The organism is Pseudomonas sp. MBLB4123 (genome assembly GCF_051904775.1).
Taxonomy (GTDB): domain Bacteria; phylum Pseudomonadota; class Gammaproteobacteria; order Pseudomonadales; family Pseudomonadaceae; genus Aquipseudomonas; species Aquipseudomonas benzenivorans_B.
This window is the reverse complement of record NZ_CP196711.1, coordinates 2,627,696-2,645,369: the sequence shown is the minus strand read 5'-3', so window position 1 is coordinate 2,645,369 and position 17,674 is coordinate 2,627,696. Positions and strand designations below refer to the sequence as shown.

General features: G+C 63.9%; 16 protein-coding genes and 2 tRNA genes. 17 read left to right on the top strand and 1 reads right to left on the bottom strand.

Features of this window, described 5'->3' with window-relative positions; all coding sequences use genetic code 11:
- Nucleotides 1–3: 3 nt before the first annotated feature.
- Nucleotides 4–402, top strand: a complete 399-nt coding sequence (locus ACSX1C_RS12240) for a DUF4149 domain-containing protein (protein ID WP_318644989.1) — start codon at nucleotides 4–6, stop codon at nucleotides 400–402.
- A 46-nt stretch (nucleotides 403–448) separates the two neighbouring features.
- Here the strand turns inward: ACSX1C_RS12240 and yhbY are convergent, their stop codons facing one another.
- Nucleotides 449–760 carry a ribosome assembly RNA-binding protein YhbY gene (gene yhbY / locus ACSX1C_RS12235; RefSeq protein ID WP_255839960.1) on the bottom strand — a complete coding sequence of 104 codons (312 nt, stop codon included), beginning with the start codon at nucleotides 758–760 and terminating at the stop codon, nucleotides 449–451.
- Nucleotides 761–863: 103 nt separating this feature from the next.
- Between yhbY and rlmE the strand changes: the two genes are divergently transcribed.
- From rlmE to ACSX1C_RS12155, 16 genes are all read left to right on the top strand, one after another.
- On the top strand, nucleotides 864–1,487 hold the full coding sequence (gene rlmE, locus ACSX1C_RS12230; RefSeq protein ID WP_318644990.1) for a 23S rRNA (uridine(2552)-2'-O)-methyltransferase RlmE: 624 nt from the start codon (nucleotides 864–866) through the stop codon (nucleotides 1,485–1,487).
- 208 nt (nucleotides 1,488–1,695) lie between these two features.
- Nucleotides 1,696–3,609 carry an ATP-dependent zinc metalloprotease FtsH gene (ftsH, locus tag ACSX1C_RS12225; RefSeq protein ID WP_439889410.1) on the top strand — a complete coding sequence of 638 codons (1,914 nt, stop codon included), beginning with the start codon at nucleotides 1,696–1,698 and terminating at the stop codon, nucleotides 3,607–3,609.
- An 8-nt stretch (nucleotides 3,610–3,617) separates the two neighbouring features.
- Complete coding sequence (gene folP, locus ACSX1C_RS12220; RefSeq protein WP_439886348.1) at nucleotides 3,618–4,469, top strand: dihydropteroate synthase; 852 nt, start codon at nucleotides 3,618–3,620, stop codon at nucleotides 4,467–4,469.
- Nucleotides 4,470–4,488: 19 nt separating this feature from the next.
- On the top strand, nucleotides 4,489–5,826 hold the full coding sequence (gene glmM / locus ACSX1C_RS12215; RefSeq protein WP_439886347.1) for a phosphoglucosamine mutase: 1,338 nt from the start codon (nucleotides 4,489–4,491) through the stop codon (nucleotides 5,824–5,826).
- A 65-nt stretch (nucleotides 5,827–5,891) separates the two neighbouring features.
- Nucleotides 5,892–6,647, top strand: coding sequence for a triose-phosphate isomerase (tpiA, locus tag ACSX1C_RS12210; protein ID WP_439886346.1), 756 nt, complete (start codon nucleotides 5,892–5,894; stop codon nucleotides 6,645–6,647).
- A 4-nt stretch (nucleotides 6,648–6,651) separates the two neighbouring features.
- Nucleotides 6,652–7,035, top strand: coding sequence for a preprotein translocase subunit SecG (gene secG / locus ACSX1C_RS12205; protein ID WP_318644995.1), 384 nt, complete (start codon nucleotides 6,652–6,654; stop codon nucleotides 7,033–7,035).
- A gap of 26 nt (nucleotides 7,036–7,061) precedes the next feature.
- Nucleotides 7,062–7,147, top strand: a tRNA-Leu gene (locus ACSX1C_RS12200).
- 97 nt (nucleotides 7,148–7,244) lie between these two features.
- Nucleotides 7,245–7,321, top strand: a tRNA-Met gene (locus ACSX1C_RS12195).
- A gap of 129 nt (nucleotides 7,322–7,450) precedes the next feature.
- Entirely contained in the window at nucleotides 7,451–7,909 is a 459-nt protein-coding gene (gene rimP, locus ACSX1C_RS12190; protein ID WP_318644996.1) for a ribosome maturation factor RimP, read from the top strand.
- A gap of 66 nt (nucleotides 7,910–7,975) precedes the next feature.
- Complete coding sequence (gene nusA / locus ACSX1C_RS12185; protein ID WP_318644997.1) at nucleotides 7,976–9,457, top strand: transcription termination factor NusA; 1,482 nt, start codon at nucleotides 7,976–7,978, stop codon at nucleotides 9,455–9,457.
- Between the two features lie 26 nt (nucleotides 9,458–9,483).
- On the top strand, nucleotides 9,484–11,967 hold the full coding sequence (gene infB, locus ACSX1C_RS12180) for a translation initiation factor IF-2 (RefSeq protein WP_318644998.1): 2,484 nt from the start codon (nucleotides 9,484–9,486) through the stop codon (nucleotides 11,965–11,967).
- Between the two features lie 110 nt (nucleotides 11,968–12,077).
- On the top strand, nucleotides 12,078–12,470 hold the full coding sequence (rbfA, locus tag ACSX1C_RS12175) for a 30S ribosome-binding factor RbfA (protein WP_369959987.1): 393 nt from the start codon (nucleotides 12,078–12,080) through the stop codon (nucleotides 12,468–12,470).
- A gap of 3 nt (nucleotides 12,471–12,473) precedes the next feature.
- Nucleotides 12,474–13,391 (top strand): tRNA pseudouridine(55) synthase TruB, encoded by a 918-nt coding sequence (gene truB / locus ACSX1C_RS12170; protein WP_439886345.1) that lies wholly within the window; start codon nucleotides 12,474–12,476, stop codon nucleotides 13,389–13,391.
- Nucleotides 13,392–13,541: 150 nt separating this feature from the next.
- On the top strand, nucleotides 13,542–13,811 hold the full coding sequence (gene rpsO / locus ACSX1C_RS12165; RefSeq protein WP_318645001.1) for a 30S ribosomal protein S15: 270 nt from the start codon (nucleotides 13,542–13,544) through the stop codon (nucleotides 13,809–13,811).
- A 174-nt stretch (nucleotides 13,812–13,985) separates the two neighbouring features.
- A complete protein-coding gene (gene pnp, locus ACSX1C_RS12160; RefSeq protein ID WP_439886344.1) occupies nucleotides 13,986–16,091 on the top strand; it encodes a polyribonucleotide nucleotidyltransferase in 2,106 nt (701 codons plus the stop codon).
- Nucleotides 16,092–16,235: 144 nt separating this feature from the next.
- Nucleotides 16,236–17,651, top strand: coding sequence for a tetratricopeptide repeat protein (locus ACSX1C_RS12155; RefSeq protein WP_439886343.1), 1,416 nt, complete (start codon nucleotides 16,236–16,238; stop codon nucleotides 17,649–17,651).
- Nucleotides 17,652–17,674: the final 23 nt, after the last annotated feature.

The following is a 17,674-nucleotide window of genomic DNA, read 5'->3' as shown; positions in this document are numbered from 1 at the left end:
GCCTTGGGTGCCGGCGCCATCAGCTGGCTGCTGGCCCAGACCTTCTGGGTCGGCGGCTTGTGGCTGCTGAAGTTTCTGGTGTTGCCGGCGCTGGCCAAGCTGGGGCTGGCGCCGCTGCTGATCGAGGAGATCGGCGCGACACTGACCGCGCTGCTGATCGGTCTGGCGGCCTGCTGCGTCCTGCTGCAGCTATGGGTGCTGGTGCGGGTCGAGCGTCTGGCGAGTCTGTGGCGGGACCTGCGCGGTCAGCTGCTGCTGACCGTGTTGCTGATGGCCGGCGGCTATTTCGTGGTACGCCAGTGGTGGCCGGACGCCCAGCGCTGGCTGCTGTTCAGCTACCTGGTGTCGGCGTTCTGTGGATTGCTGCTGGTGTTGCAGCCGGTGCCGGTCCGTCGCGACTGACAGGCGAGGCAAGCCGACGGCGTCGAGGCGGTCGGCTTGTGCCGCATCAGCCCTGGAAGCGGCTGATGTTGGACAGGTTCTTGTTCGGCTTGGGATTCTTGCGGTAGATCAGCGCCATCTTGCCGATGACTTGCACCAGTTCGCCACGGCCGGCCTTGCACAACTCATCGATCGCGGCCAGGCGATCTTCGCGTTCGGTGATGCGCAGTTGAACCTTGATCAGTTCGTGGTCGTTCAGTGCGCGCTCCAGTTCGGCCAGAACGCCCTCGGTCAAACCGTTGTCGGCCACGATCAATACCGGTTTCAGGTGGTGGCCGATAGATTTGTATTGTTTCTTCTGCTCCTGAGTGAGCGGCATAATCTGACCCCTGCGTCTGATCTGGTAAAAAGCGGCGGCTAGTTTACCCGAGCGCCTTCGGGCCCGCCCAGTTATTCACGACCTGCACAAATAGAGGTGCCGTGTGGCCCGCTCCAAGACCAGCCCCCGTTGGCTGAAAGAACACTTCGACGATCCCTACGTCAAAATGGCGCAGAGGGACGGTTACCGTTCGCGCGCCAGCTACAAGTTGCTGGAGATCCAGGAGAAGGACCGCATCCTGCGGCCAGGCATGACGGTGGTCGACCTCGGCGCCGCTCCGGGGGGGTGGTCGCAGGTGACCAGTCGTCTGATCGGCGACAAGGGCACCCTGATCGCCTCCGACATCCTGGAGATGGACAGCATCCCGGATGTCACCTTCATCCAGGGCGATTTCACCGAGGACGCGGTGTTCGCGCAGATCCTCGAGGCGATCGGCGGCAAGCCGGTGGACCTTGTGATTTCCGATATGGCCCCCAATATGAGTGGGGTAAGGGCGGCCGACCAGCCGCGCGCCATGTACCTGTGCGAGTTGGCCCTGGATCTGGCGGGGCGCGTGTTGCGCCCGGGCGGCGACTTCTTGATCAAGATCTTCCAGGGCGAAGGTTTCGATCAGTACCACAAGCAGGTGCGCGAGATGTTCGACAAGGTGCAGATGCGCAAGCCGTTGTCGTCCCGCGATCGCTCCCGTGAGCAGTATCTGTTGGCCCGTGGCTTTCGCGGCGCCTGACACCGATGCAACCAAGGGCGGGGCTGTCAGTCCAACGCTTTGACGGTAGGGTGTTCGACGGCGGGGCTGTTGGCGTCAAATAAAGGGTTACAGACCGCGTCTGCCAGCTGCAGGCGTTGTGTAGTAAGTTAGATCGGTACATAACTGGTCGTCATGCGAAGCACGCTTGCGCACGGGGCCTGCTTCAGAGGGTAGCTAATTGAACGACATGGCAAAGAATCTGATCCTGTGGCTGATCATCGCTGCTGTTTTGGTCACGGTGATGAACAATTTCTCCAGCCCGAGCGAGACGAACAAGCTCAACTACTCGGATTTCATCGAGCAGGTTCAGGATGGTCGGGTTCAGCGGGTTACCGTTGACGGCTACATCATCAACGGGGTGCGCATCGACGGATCGTCCTTCGAGACCGTGCGTCCGGCCATTCAGGACAACGGCCTGATCAAGGACCTGATCGACAACAACGTCGAGATCGTCGGCAAGCAACCGGAGCAGCAGAGCATCTGGACCCAGCTGCTGGTGGCCAGCTTCCCGATCCTGGTGATCATCGCCGTGTTCATGTTCTTCATGCGCCAGATGCAGGGCGGCGCCGGCGGCAAGGGCGGGCCCATGAGCTTCGGCAAGAGCAAGGCACGCCTGCTGTCCGAGGACCAGGTCAAGACCACCTTCGCCGATGTCGCCGGCTGCGACGAGGCCAAGGAGGAGGTCAGCGAGTTGGTGGAGTTCCTCCGCGACCCGGGCAAGTTCCAGCGCCTCGGCGGGCGCATTCCGCGCGGCGTGCTGATGGTCGGCTCGCCCGGTACCGGCAAGACCCTGCTGGCCAAGGCGGTTGCCGGCGAGGCCAAGGTGCCGTTCTTCACCATTTCCGGCTCCGACTTCGTCGAGATGTTCGTCGGTGTCGGCGCCTCCCGCGTGCGCGACATGTTCGAGCAGGCGAAGAAGCACGCCCCTTGCATTATCTTCATCGACGAGATCGATGCGGTCGGTCGTCATCGTGGCGCCGGCATGGGCGGCGGGCATGACGAGCGCGAACAGACCCTCAACCAGTTGCTGGTGGAGATGGACGGCTTCGAGATGAACGATGGCGTGATCGTCATCGCCGCCACCAACCGTCCCGACGTGCTCGACCCGGCGCTGCTGCGCCCTGGCCGCTTCGACCGTCAGGTGGTGGTTGGCCTGCCGGATATTCGCGGCCGCGAGCAGATCCTCAAGGTTCATATGCGCAAGGTGCCGATGAGCGAGGACGTCAACCCGGCAGTGATCGCCCGCGGTACCCCGGGCTTCTCCGGTGCCGACCTGGCCAACCTGGTCAACGAGGCCTCGCTGTTCGCCGCTCGCGCCGGTAAGCGTCTGGTGGAAATGAAGGAGTTCGAGCTGGCCAAGGACAAGATCATGATGGGCGCCGAGCGCAAGACCATGGTCATGTCCGAGAAGGAGCGCCTCAATACCGCGTTCCATGAGGCCGGTCACGCCATAGTCGGGCGCTTGGTGCCGGAACACGATCCGGTCTACAAGGTGTCGATCATTCCGCGCGGCCGCGCCCTGGGCGTGACCATGTTCCTGCCGGAGGAAGACCGTTACAGCCTGAGCAAGCGGGCGCTGACCAGCCAGATTTGTTCGCTGTTCGGCGGGCGTATCGCCGAGGAAATGACCCTGGGATTCGAGGGGGTCACCACGGGGGCGTCCAACGACATCCAGCGTGCCACCCAGCTGGCGCGGAACATGGTGACCAAGTGGGGCCTGTCCGAGAAGCTCGGCCCGCTGATGTATGTCGAGGAAGAGGGCGAGGTGTTCCTCGGTCGCAGCATGGGTACCCAGCACAGCAACGTATCCGCCGACACGGCGAAGATGATCGACCAGGAGGTGCGCAGCATCATCGATCAGTGCTACGCCACCGCCAAGCGCCTGCTGGAGGAAAACCGCGACAAGCTCGACGCCATGGCCGAGGCGTTGATGAAGTACGAGACCATCGACGCCGAGCAGATCGATGACATCATGAGCGGTCGCACGCCCCGTGAACCGAAGGGGTGGGGTGGTGGTGATGGCGCTGGCAAGCCTTCGGCCAAGGCCGACGAGGCGGATAGCTCCGAGAAGCCTATCGGTGGTCCCGCCGCCGAGCATTAAGGTCGCACATGTCCCTAGTGTTAGATGCGAACCGGCTGCCCTGTGGCAGCCGGTTTCTTGATTTGTCCCGTCCACAGGTGATGGGTATCCTCAACGTAACCCCCGACTCGTTCTCCGATGGCGGTCGCTTCAGTCGGCGCGATGCGGCGCTGCGCCATGCGGCCGAGATGGTGCACGCCGGGGCGACGCTGATCGACGTCGGCGGCGAGTCGACCCGCCCCGGTGCCCGCGCGGTATCGCCCGTCGAAGAGCTGGAGCGCGTAGCGCCGGTGGTGGAGGCCATTGCCGCCGAGCTCGACGTGATCATCTCGGTGGATACCTCGACGCCGGCGGTCATGCGCGAATCCGCGCGCCTGGGGGCCGGATTGATCAATGATGTGCGCTCGCTGCAGCGCGACGGCGCGCTGGAGGCCGTCGCCGCCAGTGGCCTGCCCGTGTGCCTGATGCACATGCGCGGCGAGCCGAGCACCATGCAGCAGAGCCCCAGCTATGCCGATATCTTGTGCGAGGTGCGCGGTTTTCTGGCCGAGCGGCTGGCGACCTGTGCGACGGCCGGTATCGCCGCCGAGCGGGTGATCCTCGATCCGGGCTTTGGCTTCGCCAAAACCCTGGAGCACAATCTCAGTCTATTCAAGCGCCTGGAGTCGTTGCATGAACTCGGGCGGCCATTGCTGGTCGGTGTTTCGCGCAAGAGCATGATCGGCCGGGTGCTCGGTCACGAGGTGGGCGAGCGCCTGTACGGCAGCCTGGCCCTGGCGGCGCTCGCCGTGGCCAAGGGCGCGCACATCGTTCGGGTTCACGACGTGGCGGAAACGGTCGACGTGGTACGCATGATCGCCGCGGTCGAAGCGGCCGAATAATTCAGAAGGAAGTCTGGTTATGGGTAGAAAATATTTCGGTACTGACGGTATCCGTGGGCGTGTCGGTGAGTTTCCCATCACCCCGGATTTCATGCTCAAGCTCGGCTGGGCAGCCGGCATGGCGTTTCGCAAGCAGGGCAAGTGCCGCATCCTGATCGGCAAGGACACGCGCATTTCCGGCTACATGTTCGAGTCGGCCCTGGAGGCCGGGCTGCTGGCGGCCGGTGCCGACGTGATGCTGCTGGGGCCCATGCCGACGCCGGCGATCGCCTACCTGACCCGCACCTTCCATGCCGAGGCGGGCATCGTCATCAGTGCCTCGCACAATCCGCACCATGACAACGGCATCAAGTTCTTCTCCGGCCAGGGCACCAAGCTGCCTGACGAAGTGGAGCTGATGATCGAGGAGCTGCTCGACGCCCCCATGACCGTCGTCGAGTCCGAGCAACTGGGCAAGGTAACGCGTATCAACGATGCGGCCGGTCGCTACATCGAGTTTTGCAAGGCCAGTGTGCCGACCAGTACCGACTTCAGCGGGCTGAAGCTGGTGGTCGACTGTGCCCATGGCGCAGCCTACAAGGTGGCGCCTAGCGTATTCCGCGAGCTCGGCGCCCAGGTGTCGGTGCTTTCCGCGCAGCCCAACGGGCTCAATATCAACGACGGCTGCGGTTCGACCCATATGGACGCGCTGCAGGCCGAGGTGGTCGCCCAGCAGGCCGATCTGGGTATCGCCTTCGATGGCGACGCCGACCGGGTGCTGATGGTCGATCACACCGGTGCTTTGGTCGATGGCGACGAGCTCTTGTACATCATCGCCCGCGACCTGCAGGAGCGAGGCAAGCTGCACGGCGGGGTGGTCGGTACCCTGATGAGCAATCTCGGTCTGGAACTGGCCTGCGCCGACCTGGGCATTCCTTTCGTGCGTGCCAAGGTCGGTGACCGTTATGTCATCGCCGAGTTGCTCGCACGGAGCTGGCAGCTCGGCGGGGAGAACTCCGGCCATCTGGTGTGTTTCCAGCACACCACCACCGGCGATGCGGTCATCGCCGCCTTGCAGCTGTTGCTGGCGCTCAAGCGCCGGGGGCAGAGCCTGGCCGAGGCTCGCCAGGGCATGCGCAAGTGCCCGCAGGTGCTGGTGAATGTGCGCTTCGCTGGCGGCGAGGACCCGCTCGAGCATCCGGCGGTGCAGGATGCCAGTGCGCGGGTGACCGAGCGCATGGCTGGGCGTGGGCGTGTACTGCTGCGCAAGTCCGGTACCGAGCCGCTGGTGCGTGTCATGGTCGAGGGCGACGACGAGGGCCAGGTGCGCGGCTATGCCGATGAATTGGCTAAAGTTGTTGCCGAAGTATGTGCTTGATACGGCTTGCCAGGCCGAGAGCTGTTGGGTAACATCTGCGCCCTCTTTGACCGACGAGGTAAAGCATGCGTCGCCCCCTGGTTGCTGGTAACTGGAAAATGCACGGTACCCGCGCCAGCGTCGCAGAGCTGATCGAAGGTCTTCGCCGGCAGTCGTTGTCGGGTGATGCTGAGGTGGCAGTCTTTCCGTCCTGCCTGCATATCGCGCAGGTCGTAGAGGGGCTGGCTGAAGTGCCTGTGGTGATTGGTGGTCAGGATTGCGCGGTCGAGCCCCGGCAGGGTGCGCTGACTGGCGAGGTGGCTGCCAGTCAGTTGCAGGAGGCTGGTTGTGCAATGGTGCTGGTTGGGCACTCGGAGCGCCGTTTGTCCCTAGGCGAGTCCGATGAGGTTGTGGTGCGCAAGTTTGTTGCGGCTCAATCCTGTGGCTTGATCCCGGTGTTCTGTGTGGGGGAGACCCTGGCGCAGCGTGAGGCGGGTGAAACCTTGGCCGTGGTGGAGCGTCAGCTGGCTGCGGTTGTCGATGCTCAGGGGGTTGGGGTGTTTGCTCGCGCTGTAGTGGCGTATGAGCCGGTCTGGGCGATAGGCACCGGGCTGACGGCCTCGCCCGAGCAAGCGCAAGAGGTGCATGCGGCCATACGGGCGCGGCTCGCGGCGCAGGATGCCGATGTGGCGAGTAAGGTGAGAATTCTTTATGGCGGCAGTGTCAAGGCTGCCAATGCTGCCGAGCTGTTCGGTATGCCGGATATAGATGGGGGGCTTGTGGGTGGAGCCTCTCTGAATGCGGATGAGTTCGGTGCGATCTGTCGCGCCGCGGGAAGCTGAAAACATGCTGGAAACAGTCGTAGTAGTTCTTCATCTGCTGGGTGCGATCGGTGTGGTTGCGTTGGTGCTGTTGCAGCAGGGTAAGGGTGCCGATGCGGGTGCGTCTTTCGGGTCGGGTGCTTCTGCTACCGTTTTCGGTAGCCAAGGTTCCTCTACCTTTTTGAGTCGTGTTACTGCTATACTTGCCACCGCTTTTTTCTTAACCAGCTTGGGCTTAGCGTTCTTTGCTAATCAAAAAGCTGATGTGTTGAGCCAGGTGGGGCTGCCAGCCCCGGCGGTTGAGGAAGTGCAGCAAGAAAGACCGGCAGCTGAAGATGTGCCGGTGCTCGAAGAGCAGAAGTCGGCGGCGGAAGCAGCGGACGTACCTCAGGCTCCAGAGCAGCAGTAAATGCGGTATTGGTTTCAAACGATTTTGCCGAGGTGGTGGAATTGGTAGACACGCTACCTTGAGGTGGTAGTGGCCATAGGCTGTAGGGGTTCGAGTCCCCTCCTCGGTACCAATTTACGAGAAGGCCCGCTACATGCGGGTCTTTTCGTTGCTGGAGCTTCGGTTGACCCCTCTGTGGGTTCGGCCGTATACTTCGGCCCCAGCTTTGACGCGGGGTGGAGCAGTCTGGTAGCTCGTCGGGCTCATAACCCGAAGGTCGTTGGTTCAAATCCAGCCCCCGCAACCAGTAGTAGCGGAGCCCCTGTCAAGGGGCTTTTTGCTAGCTGGGAGACAGTATTTTCGGCCGGTCGAGCCGAATCGAAGGGATGGGCGTTTCGCCCATTTTTTATTTGTACAGCATGCGCGAGGGGTTCAGGTGTCGAGCAAGCTAGAACAGTTGCAGGCCTTGGTGGCCCCGGTAGTCGAGGCACTCGGCTATCAATGCTGGGGTGTCGAGTTCCTGTCGCAAGGGCGGCATTCGCTGCTGCGTATTTATATCGATCATGCCGACGGCGTTCTGATTGACGATTGCGAGAAGGTCAGTCGGCAGGTCAGTGGCGTCCTCGATGTCGAAGACCCGATCAGCGCGGAGTACACCCTGGAGGTGTCTTCGCCGGGCATGGATCGACCGCTGTTCACGCTGGAGCAGTTCGCCAGCTATATCGGTGAACAGGTGAAGATCAAGCTGCGTTCGCCGTTCGAAGGGCGTCGCAACTTTCAGGGTCTCCTTCGCGCTGTGGAGGAGCAGGACGTGGTGGTGCAGGTGGATGACCACGAGTTCCTGTTGCCGATCGACTCGATCGACAAGGCCAATGTTATCCCCCGGTTTGATTGAGACGCGGATCCCGCGGGGTACGCGGATTGCGTGGATCCCAATGGATTGCGAAAGGCGAGGCGTACGATGAGCAAAGAAGTACTGCTGGTTGTTGAGTCGGTGTCCAACGAAAAGGGCGTTCCGGCCGGCGTGATTTTCGAGGCGCTGGAGTTGGCCCTGGCCACTGCGACCAAGAAACGTTTTGAAGATGAAGTCGAGTTGCGGGTGGCAATCAATCGCCTGACCGGCAACTACGAGACTTTCCGCTGCTGGACAGTGGTAGAAGAGGAAGAGTTCGAGGACCCGGCCTACCAGCTGACCACGGACATGGAGCGTGCGCGCGAAGCCAATGCCAAGGTCGGCGATGTGCTCGAGGAGAAGATCGAGTCCATCGAGTTCGGCCGCATCGCCGCGCAGACCGCCAAGCAGGTGATCGTGCAGAAGGTGCGCGAGGCCGAGCGGGCGCAGGTGGTCGAGGCCTATCGCGAACGTCTGGGCGAGATCATCTCCGGCACCGTGAAGAAGGTGACCCGCGACAGCGTCATCGTCGATCTGGGCAACAACGCCGAAGCCCTGCTGGCCCGTGAAGACATCATCTCCCGCGAGACTTTCCGTGTCGGTGCGCGTCTGCGTGCATTGCTCAAGGAGATCCGCACCGAGAACCGCGGTCCGCAGCTGATCCTCTCGCGCACCGCGCCGGAAATGCTGATCGAGCTGTTCCGCATCGAAGTGCCGGAGATCGCCGAGGAGCTGATCGAGGTCATGGCGGCATCCCGCGACCCGGGTTCGCGCGCCAAGATTGCGGTGCGCTCCAAGGACAAGCGCATCGATCCGCAGGGCGCCTGTATCGGCATGCGTGGTTCGCGCGTGCAGGCGGTTTCCGGTGAGTTGGGCGGCGAACGGGTGGATATCGTGCTGTGGGACGAGAACCCGGCGCAGTTCGTCATCAACGCCATGTCGCCGGCGGAAGTGGCGGCGATCATCGTCGACGAAGATGCCCATGCCATGGACATCGCCGTCGCCGAGGACAACCTGGCCCAGGCCATCGGCCGCGGCGGTCAGAACGTCCGTTTGGCCAGCCAGCTGACCGGCTGGACGCTGAACGTGATGAGCGAGGCGGACATCCAGGCCAAGCAGCAGGCCGAGACGGGCGACATCCTGCAGCGCTTCATCGACGAGCTGGAAGTCGACGAGGAGCTGGCCCAGGTGTTGGTGGAAGAAGGCTTCACCAGCCTGGAAGAAATCGCCTACGTGCCGATGGAGGAGATGCTCAGCATCGAGGGGTTCGACGAGGAAATCGTCAACGAACTGCGCGCGCGGGCTAAAGACCGCCTGCTGACCAAAGCCATCGCCACAGAAGAAAAGCTGGCAGACGCCCACCCGGCCGAAGACCTGCTCTCTCTCGAGGGCATGGAAAAGGGGTTGGCGCAGGAACTGGCAGTGCGCGGCGTGGTTACCCGCGAAGACCTGGCCGAGCAGTCGATCGACGACTTGCTCGACATAGACGGCATCGACGAAGAGCGTGCCGGCAAGCTGATCATGGCCGCCCGAGCCCACTGGTTCGAGTAAGTTTTACGGCCTGAGGAGAGAAATGCATGTCGCAAGTCACGGTGAAAGAACTGGCCCAAGTGGTCGACACACCGGTAGAGCGCCTGCTGCAGCAGATGCGAGAGGCGGGTTTGCCGCACAGCAGTGCCGAGCAAGTTGTCACCGATAACGAGAAGCAAGCCCTGCTGGCTCATCTCAAGAGCAGCCACGGCGATAAGGTCGAAGAGCCGCGCAAGATCACCTTGCAGCGCAAGACCACCAGCACCCTGCGGGTGGCTGGCAGCAAGACCATCAGCGTCGAAGTGCGCAAGAAGAAGACCTTCGTCAAGCGCAGCGCCGAAGAGATCGAAGCCGAGAAGCAGCGCGAGCTGGCCGAGCAGCGCGCAGCCGCCGAGGCGGCGCGCCTGAAGGCCGAGGAAGAGGCCAAGCGTCGCGCCGAGGAAGAGGCCAAGCTCAAGGCGGCCTCCACCAAGGTCGAGGAGAGCGCCCCGGCGCCGGCTTCTGCGACCGTGGTCGAATTGCCGGTGGCCGCTCCGGTGGTGGAAGAGCGCAAGAAGGAAGAGCCGCGTCGCGCCGACAAGGTGCGTGGCGATGACGATCGTCGTGGCGAGCGCAAGACCACCCAGCATCGCCCGACCGTCAAGGAGAAGGCGCCGGCCCCGCGCGTCGCGCCGCGCACCATTGACGAGGAGAGCGATGGCTTCCGTCGTGGCGGCCGCGGCAAGTCCAAGCTGAAGAAGCGCAATCAGCATGGCTTCCAGAGCCCGAGCGGGCCTATCGTCCGCGAAGTGGCGATCGGTGAGACCATCACCGTCGGCGAGCTGGCTCAGCAGATGGCGGTGAAGGCCGCCGAAGTGATCAAGTTCATGTTCAAGCTGGGCACTCCGGTGACCATCAACCAGGTGCTGGATCAGGAAACCGCGCAACTGATCGCCGAAGAGCTGGGCCACAAGGTCAAGCTGGTCAGCGACAACGCCCTGGAAGAGCAGCTGGCCGAGTCCCTGAAGTTCGAAGGCGAGGCGATCTCCCGTGCGCCGGTGGTGACCGTGATGGGCCACGTCGACCACGGCAAGACCTCGCTGCTCGACTACATCCGTCGTGCCAAGGTGGCGGCGGGCGAGGCCGGCGGCATCACTCAGCATATCGGTGCCTACCACGTGGAAACCGACCGCGGCATGGTCACCTTCCTCGATACCCCGGGCCACGCCGCGTTCACCCAGATGCGTGCCCGTGGTGCCAAGGCCACCGACATCGTCATCCTGGTGGTGGCGGCCGACGACGGCGTCATGCCGCAGACCCAGGAAGCCGTGCAGCACGCCAAGGCTGCCGGTGTACCGATCGTGGTCGCGGTGAACAAGATCGACAAGCCGGAGGCCAACCCGGACAACATCAAGAACGGCCTGGCCGCTCTGGACGTGATTCCGGAAGAGTGGGGCGGTGACGCACCCTTCGTTCCGGTTTCGGCGAAGATGGGTACCGGCGTCGACGAGCTGCTCGAAGCCGTGCTGCTGCAGGCCGAAGTCCTCGAGCTCAAGGCCACGCCGACCGCCCCTGGGCGCGGCGTGGTGGTGGAATCGCGTCTGGACAAGGGCCGTGGCCCGGTGGCGACCCTGCTGGTACAGGACGGCACCCTGCGTCAGGGCGACATGGTCCTGGTCGGCTCCAACTATGGCCGCATCCGCGCCATGCTCGACGAGAACGGCAAGCCGGTGAAAGAGGCCGGCCCGTCGATCCCGGTCGAGATCCTCGGCTTGGACGGTACGCCGGATGCCGGTGACGAGATGACCGTGGTGGCCGATGAGAAGAAGGCCCGCGAGGTCGCCCTGTTCCGTCAGGGCAAGTTCCGCGAGGTCAAGCTGGCCCGGGCTCACGCCGGCAAGCTGGAGAACATCTTCGAGAGCATGGGCCAGGATGAGAAGAAGACCCTCAACATCGTCCTCAAGGCCGATGTGCGCGGTTCGCTCGAGGCCCTGCAGGGCTCGCTCAGCGGTCTGGGCAACGACGAGGTGCAGGTGCGTGTGGTCGGTGGCGGTGTCGGTGGTATCACCGAATCCGACGCCAACCTGGCGCTGGCCTCCAACGCCGTGCTGTTCGGCTTCAACGTGCGCGCCGATGCCGGCGCCCGGAAGATCGTCGAGCAGGAAGCGCTGGACATGCGTTACTACAACGTCATCTACGACATCATCGAAGACGTCAAGAAGGCCCTCACCGGCATGCTCGGCAGCGACGTCCGGGAGAACATCCTGGGTATCGCCGAGGTCCGCGACGTGTTCCGCTCGCCGAAGTTCGGCGCGGTGGCCGGTTGCATGGTCGTCGAGGGCGTGGTGCACCGCAACCGTCCGATCCGCGTACTGCGCGACGACGTGGTGATCTTCGAGGGCGAGCTGGAATCCCTGCGCCGCTTCAAGGACGACATGTCCGAAGTGCGGGCTGGCATGGAGTGCGGCATCGCGGTGAAGAGCTACAACGACGTCAAGGTCGGCGACAAGATCGAGGTGTTCGAGAAAGTCCAGGTGGCTCGCAGCCTCTAAGGCGACGAGTCGCAATATGCAGCGCCCGGCCCCGCTCTCGCGCGGCCGGGCGTTTGCCGCTTTTGAGCCCGATGCCTTCGACGCGTCGCGGCGAGTGGAAGGTAGTAGAGATGGCAAAAGACTATAGCCGGGCCCAGCGCATCGGCGACCAGATGCAGCGCGAGCTGGCGCAATTGATCCGTCGTGAGGTCAAGGACCCGCGCCTGGGGCTGGTGACCATCACCGCCGTGGAAGTCAGCCGCGACGTCGGCCACGCGAAGATCTATATCACCGTGATGGCGGCCGAAGATGGCGTCGACCAGGTGGCCCAGAGCCTCAAGGTGCTCAACGACGCCAGTGGTTTCCTGCGCATGCAGCTGGGCAAGGCCATGAAGCTGCGCAGCGTGCCGCAGCTGCGCTTCCATTACGACGAGAGCGTCAGTCGTGGCGCCCACCTGTCGGCCCTGATCGATCGTGCCATGGCGGAAGACAGCCAGCATGACGCAGGCAAGACAGAGGAGTAGCCGATGGCCCAGGTAAAACGTGTGCGTCGCCAGGTCAATGGCATCATCCTGCTGGACAAGCCGCGCGGCTTCAGCTCCAACGCGGCACTGCAGAAGGTGCGCTGGTTGCTCAATGCCGAGAAGGCCGGGCACACCGGCAGTCTCGACCCCCTGGCCACCGGCGTGTTGCCGCTGTGCTTCGGCGAGGCGACCAAGTTCTCCCAGTACCTGCTGGATGCCGACAAGGGCTATGAAACCCTGATGCAGCTGGGGGTGACCACCAGCACCGGGGATGCCGAGGGGGAGGTGCTGGAACGCCGTGCGGTGACCGTCGGGCGCGCCGATATCGAGGCGCTGCTGCCGCAGTTTCGCGGCGAGATCAGCCAGATACCGCCCATGCACTCGGCCCTCAAGCGCGACGGCCAGCCGCTGTACAAGCTGGCGCGTGCCGGCGAAGTAGTGGAGCGCGAGCCGCGTTCTGTTACTATTGCGCGCTTGGAATTGCTGGACTGCGAGGCGGAGCAGGCGCGCCTGGCGGTGGACTGCAGCAAGGGCACCTATATTCGCACCCTGGTCGAAGACCTCGGTCAGCTGCTCGGCTGCGGCGCCCATGTCGCCGAGTTGCGCAGGACCAAGGCCGGCCCCTTCGCCCTGGCGCAGACGGTCAGCCTGGAAGCATTGGAGCAGGCTCACGCCGAAGGCGGCAACGAGGCCCTGGACCGCTTCCTGCTGCCGGTGGACAGCGGCTTGCAGCACTGGCCGCTGCTGCAGTTCTCCGAGCACAGTGCGTTCTATTGGCTGCAGGGGCAGCCGGTGCGCGCGCCCGAGGCGCCGAAGTTCGGCATGGTGCGGGTGCAAGATCACAACGGCCGCTTCATCGGTATCGGTGAAGTGAGCGAAGACGGGCGCATCGCGCCGCGTCGCTTGATTCGGTCGGCATGACCGTAGCGCGGGCCTGGGGTTTCGGCTCTGGTCCGCGTGTATCGAGGGTGGCTGTTAATAGGCACGGTCATACCTCACTTAAAAACACGGGAAGCGATTCCCGGCCTATTGCGACTGCTTCGGCAGTTGCCTTACTGAGAGGATGCCCCCATGGCACTCAGCGTTGAAGAGAAAGCCCAGATCGTAAACGAGTACAAGCAAGCTGAAGGCGACACCGGTAGCCCGGAAGTGCAGGTTGCCCTGCTGTCGGCCAACATCAACAAGCTGCAAGGTCACTTCAAGGCCAACGGCAAGGACCACCACTCCCGTCGTGGTCTGATCCGCATGGTAAACCAGCGTCGTAAGCTGCTGGATTACCTGAAGGGTAAGGACACCACTCGTTACAGCACCCTGATCGGTCGTCTGGGTCTGCGTCGCTAAGCAATGCTTACGCGTAGCTGAATGCCGAAGCTGGAAGTGGGGCTGGCCCCCGCTTCCAGCTTTTGCGTTTCAGCCCGGCGCATTTTGGACAGGCTCGGGTCCGACTCCCGTAACTGCCCACGAATTTTGCACTATCCAGATTTCCCCAAAGGCAACAGAGAGAAGGAAAACACCGTGAACCCGGTAATCAAGAAATTCCAGTTCGGTCAGTCGACCGTTACCCTCGAGACTGGCCGTATCGCCCGTCAGGCCTCCGGCGCCGTGCTGGTCACCGTCGACGACGACGTCAGCGTGCTGGTGACCGTGGTCGGTGCCAAGACCGCCGACCCGAGCAAGGGCTTCTTCCCGCTGTCGGTGCACTACCAGGAGAAGACCTACGCCGCCGGCAAGATCCCCGGTGGCTTCTTCAAGCGCGAAGGCCGCCCTTCCGAGAAGGAAACCCTGACCTCGCGCCTGATCGACCGGCCGATTCGCCCGCTGTTCCCGGAAGGCTTCATGAACGAAGTGCAGGTCGTCTGCACCGTGGTCTCCACCAGCAAGAAGACCGACCCGGACGTCGCCGCCATGATCGGCACCTCGGCCGCCCTGGCCGTCTCCGGCATTCCCTTCGATGGCCCGATCGGCGCTGCCCGCGTGGCCTTCCATGAAAGCACCGGCTACCTGCTTAACCCGACCTACGAGCAGCTCAAGGCCTCCAGCCTGGACATGGTCGTGGCCGGTACCGAGGACGCTGTGCTGATGGTCGAGTCGGAAGCCAAGGAGCTGACCGAGGACCAGATGCTGGGCGCCGTGCTGTTCGCCCACCAGGAATTCCAGTCGGTGATCCAGGCGGTCAAGGAGCTGGCGGCCGAAGCCGGCAAGCCGACCTGGGACTGGCAGCCCAAGGCGGAGAACACCGCACTGTTGGACGCCATCCGTGGCGAGTTCGGCGCGGAAATCTCCAAGGCCTACTGCATCACCGTCAAACAGGACCGCTACAACCGTCTGGGCGAGCTGCGTGACCAGGCCGTGGCCAAGCTGTCCGGCGAGGAAGGCCAGCCGAGCGCCGGCGAGGTCAAGGACGCCTTCGGCGAGATCGAGTACCGCACCGTGCGCGAGAACATCGTCAACGGCCAGCCGCGTATCGACGGCCGCGACACCCGCACCGTGCGCCCGCTGGCCATCGAGGTCGGCGTACTGGGCAAGACCCACGGTTCGGCGCTGTTCACCCGTGGCGAGACCCAGGCCCTGGTGGTCGCCACCCTCGGCACCGCCCGCGACGCCCAGCTGCTCGACACCCTGGAAGGCGAGAAGAAAGACCCCTTCATGCTGCACTACAACTTCCCGCCGTTCTCGGTCGGTGAGTGTGGGCGCATGGGTGGCGCCGGTCGCCGCGAGATCGGTCACGGCCGCCTGGCCCGCCGCAGCGTCTCGGCCATGCTGCCGAGCGCCGACGAGTTCCCCTACACCATCCGCGTGGTCTCGGAAATCACCGAATCCAACGGCTCCAGCTCCATGGCCTCGGTCTGCGGTGCCTCCCTGGCGCTGATGGACGCCGGTGTGCCGATGAAGGCGCCGGTGGCCGGTATCGCCATGGGTCTGGTCAAGGAAGGCGAGAAGTTCGCCGTGCTGACCGACATCCTCGGCGACGAAGACCACCTGGGCGACATGGACTTCAAGGTGGCCGGTACCGCCAAGGGCGTCACCGCGCTGCAGATGGACATCAAGATCCAGGGCATCACCGAAGAGATCATGGAAATCGCCCTGGGCCAGGCCCTGGAAGCGCGCCTGAACATCCTCGGCCAGATGAACCAGGTGATCGCCCAGTCGCGCAGCGAGCTGTCGGCCAACGCCCCGACCATGCTGGCGATGAAGATCGACCAGGACAAGATCCGCGACGTGATCGGCAAGGGCGGCGCGACCATCCGTGCCATCTGCGAGGAGACCAAGGCCTCGATCGACATCGAAGACGACGGCAGCATCAAGATCTTCGGCGAAACCAAGGAAGCGGCGGAAGCGGCCAAGCAGCGCGTGCTGGCCATCACCGCCGAGGCCGAGATCGGCAAGATCTACGTCGGCAAGGTCGAGCGCATCGTCGACTTCGGCGCCTTCGTCAACATCCTCCCGGGCAAGGACGGCCTGGTGCACATCTCGATGCTGAGCGATCAGCGCGTCGAGAAGGTCACCGACGTGCTGAAGGAAGGCCAGGAAGTGAAGGTCCTGGTACTGGACGTGGACAACCGCGGCCGGATCAAGCTGTCGATCAAGGACGTCGCTGCGGCCGAGGCCTCGGGTGTCTGATAGCGGGCGACTGCCACGCTGAAAAATAGGGCCGCATTGCGGCCCTCTTTTTTTTGCCTGGACAATAGCGCCGCTGCAGGGGCCGCCCCGCGCAGTGCCGCGGCCACTGGCGGCCGCCGTGAACCGCATCAGGACATATCGCTTATGGATAAGACCCTCTGCCGCTACCATCCGGCGCAACCGGCCACCTGGCAGTGCCCGCCCTGCCAGCGTGCCTATGGCGACTGCTGCATTCCCTTGAATGCCGATGCCCCGGACGAAACCCCTACTTGCCCCCTGTGCGCCGGCCGCTTGCAGTTTCTCGGCGCAGCCAACACGGCCCAGCCGTTCTGGGAGCGTATCCCCGCATTCTTCGTCTACGCCCTGCAGGGCGGCCCCCTGGCGTTCGCCGCCCTGCTGGCTCTGGCCAGCCTGTTCATGCCGCGCTGGATAGTGCTGTGGATCCTGCTGTTCAGCGTGGCGACCAAGTACTTCCACAGCGTGATCGAGGCCAGCAGCCAGGCCGACCGGCAGGCCCCGAGTCTGGCCAGCGCCTTCGGCGGCGAGGGCTTCAGCCTGTTCTGCAAGCAGCTGGCGGTGTTTCTGATCGCCTTCGCCGTGCTGTGGCTGGCCGCCGACTTCGACAGCGAAGCGCTGTACTGGGCGGTGAATATCGGCCTGCTGCTGGCATTGCCGGCGAGCATCATCCGCCTGGCACTGGACAAGGAGCTGGGCGCGGCGCTGAGCCCGGAGCAGATCGGCCAGGTGATGGGGGCCATGGGCTGGCGCTACCTGATCCTCTGCGTCTTCCTGTTCATCCTCTGGCAGTCGCCGAGCTGGGTCACCTATATGCTCTCCAGCGGCCTGCCGCGAGTGGTGCTGATGCCGGTCGCCGCCTTCCTGTTCGGCTATTTCGGCGTGGTGATGTGCGCCATGATGGGCTATGCGGTGTTCCAGTATCAGGGCGCCCTGGGTTATGTGATCGCCGATGAAAACGCCTCTGCGGCCTATCCGGCCCCGGAGTATCTGCGCCGGCGCGCCCTGGCCGAGGCGGAAGTACGCCTCAAGGAAGGCCAGAGCGGCCAGGCCCTGGAAACCCTGGCCAAGGCCCTGGAGCGTGACGCCAACGACCTCAAGCTCAACGAGCGCTTCCATCAGCTGCTGTTCGGCCTCAATGCCCGCGAGCGCTGCTTGCGTCACCTGGCGCATTATCTGCCGCTGGCTGCCCGGCTGAATCCGGCGCTGGCGGCGACGGCCGTGCTCAATGCGCGCCAGCTCGGGGCCGACTACCTGCCCGACGATGCCCTGGTCTGCGAACGGGTGGCCGAGGCGCTGTTGCAGCGGCACAAGACCCGGGAAGGCCTGAGCCTGTTGCGCAACCTGCACCAGCGCTTTCCCGACTACCCGCATATTCCCCGGGCCTACCTGCTGGCCAGTCGCGGCTTTGCCGAAGGCCTGGGCCAGCTCGGTCCGGCGCAGAAGCTGCTGGCCTTCATCCGGACGCGCTACCCGCAATCGCCTCTGCTGGGGGAAGTCGCCGCCCTGGAGGCGACCCTGGGCAAGCTGACCGAGCCGTCCTGACGGCCCTGTGCCCAGGGGCCGTG

Bases quoted from the DNA above. Each gene is read 5' to 3' on its own strand.
- infB (WP_318644998.1), top strand. From the start codon at position 9,484: ATGTCGCAAGTCACGGTGAAAGAACTGGCCCAAGTGGTCGACACACCG.
- nusA (WP_318644997.1), top strand. From the start codon at position 7,976: ATGAGCAAAGAAGTACTGCTGGTTGTTGAGTCGGTGTCCAACGAAAAG.
- rbfA (WP_369959987.1), top strand. From the start codon at position 12,078: ATGGCAAAAGACTATAGCCGGGCCCAGCGCATCGGCGACCAGATGCAG.
- folP (WP_439886348.1), top strand. From the start codon at position 3,618: ATGTCCCTAGTGTTAGATGCGAACCGGCTGCCCTGTGGCAGCCGGTTT.
- yhbY (WP_255839960.1), bottom strand. From the start codon at position 760: ATGCCGCTCACTCAGGAGCAGAAGAAACAATACAAATCTATCGGCCAC.
- ACSX1C_RS12155 (WP_439886343.1), top strand. From the start codon at position 16,236: ATGGATAAGACCCTCTGCCGCTACCATCCGGCGCAACCGGCCACCTGG.
- secG (WP_318644995.1), top strand. From the start codon at position 6,652: ATGCTGGAAACAGTCGTAGTAGTTCTTCATCTGCTGGGTGCGATCGGT.
- glmM (WP_439886347.1), top strand. From the start codon at position 4,489: ATGGGTAGAAAATATTTCGGTACTGACGGTATCCGTGGGCGTGTCGGT.
- truB (WP_439886345.1), top strand. From the start codon at position 12,474: ATGGCCCAGGTAAAACGTGTGCGTCGCCAGGTCAATGGCATCATCCTG.
- rpsO (WP_318645001.1), top strand. From the start codon at position 13,542: ATGGCACTCAGCGTTGAAGAGAAAGCCCAGATCGTAAACGAGTACAAG.
- tpiA (WP_439886346.1), top strand. From the start codon at position 5,892: ATGCGTCGCCCCCTGGTTGCTGGTAACTGGAAAATGCACGGTACCCGC.
- ftsH (WP_439889410.1), top strand. From the start codon at position 1,696: ATGGCAAAGAATCTGATCCTGTGGCTGATCATCGCTGCTGTTTTGGTC.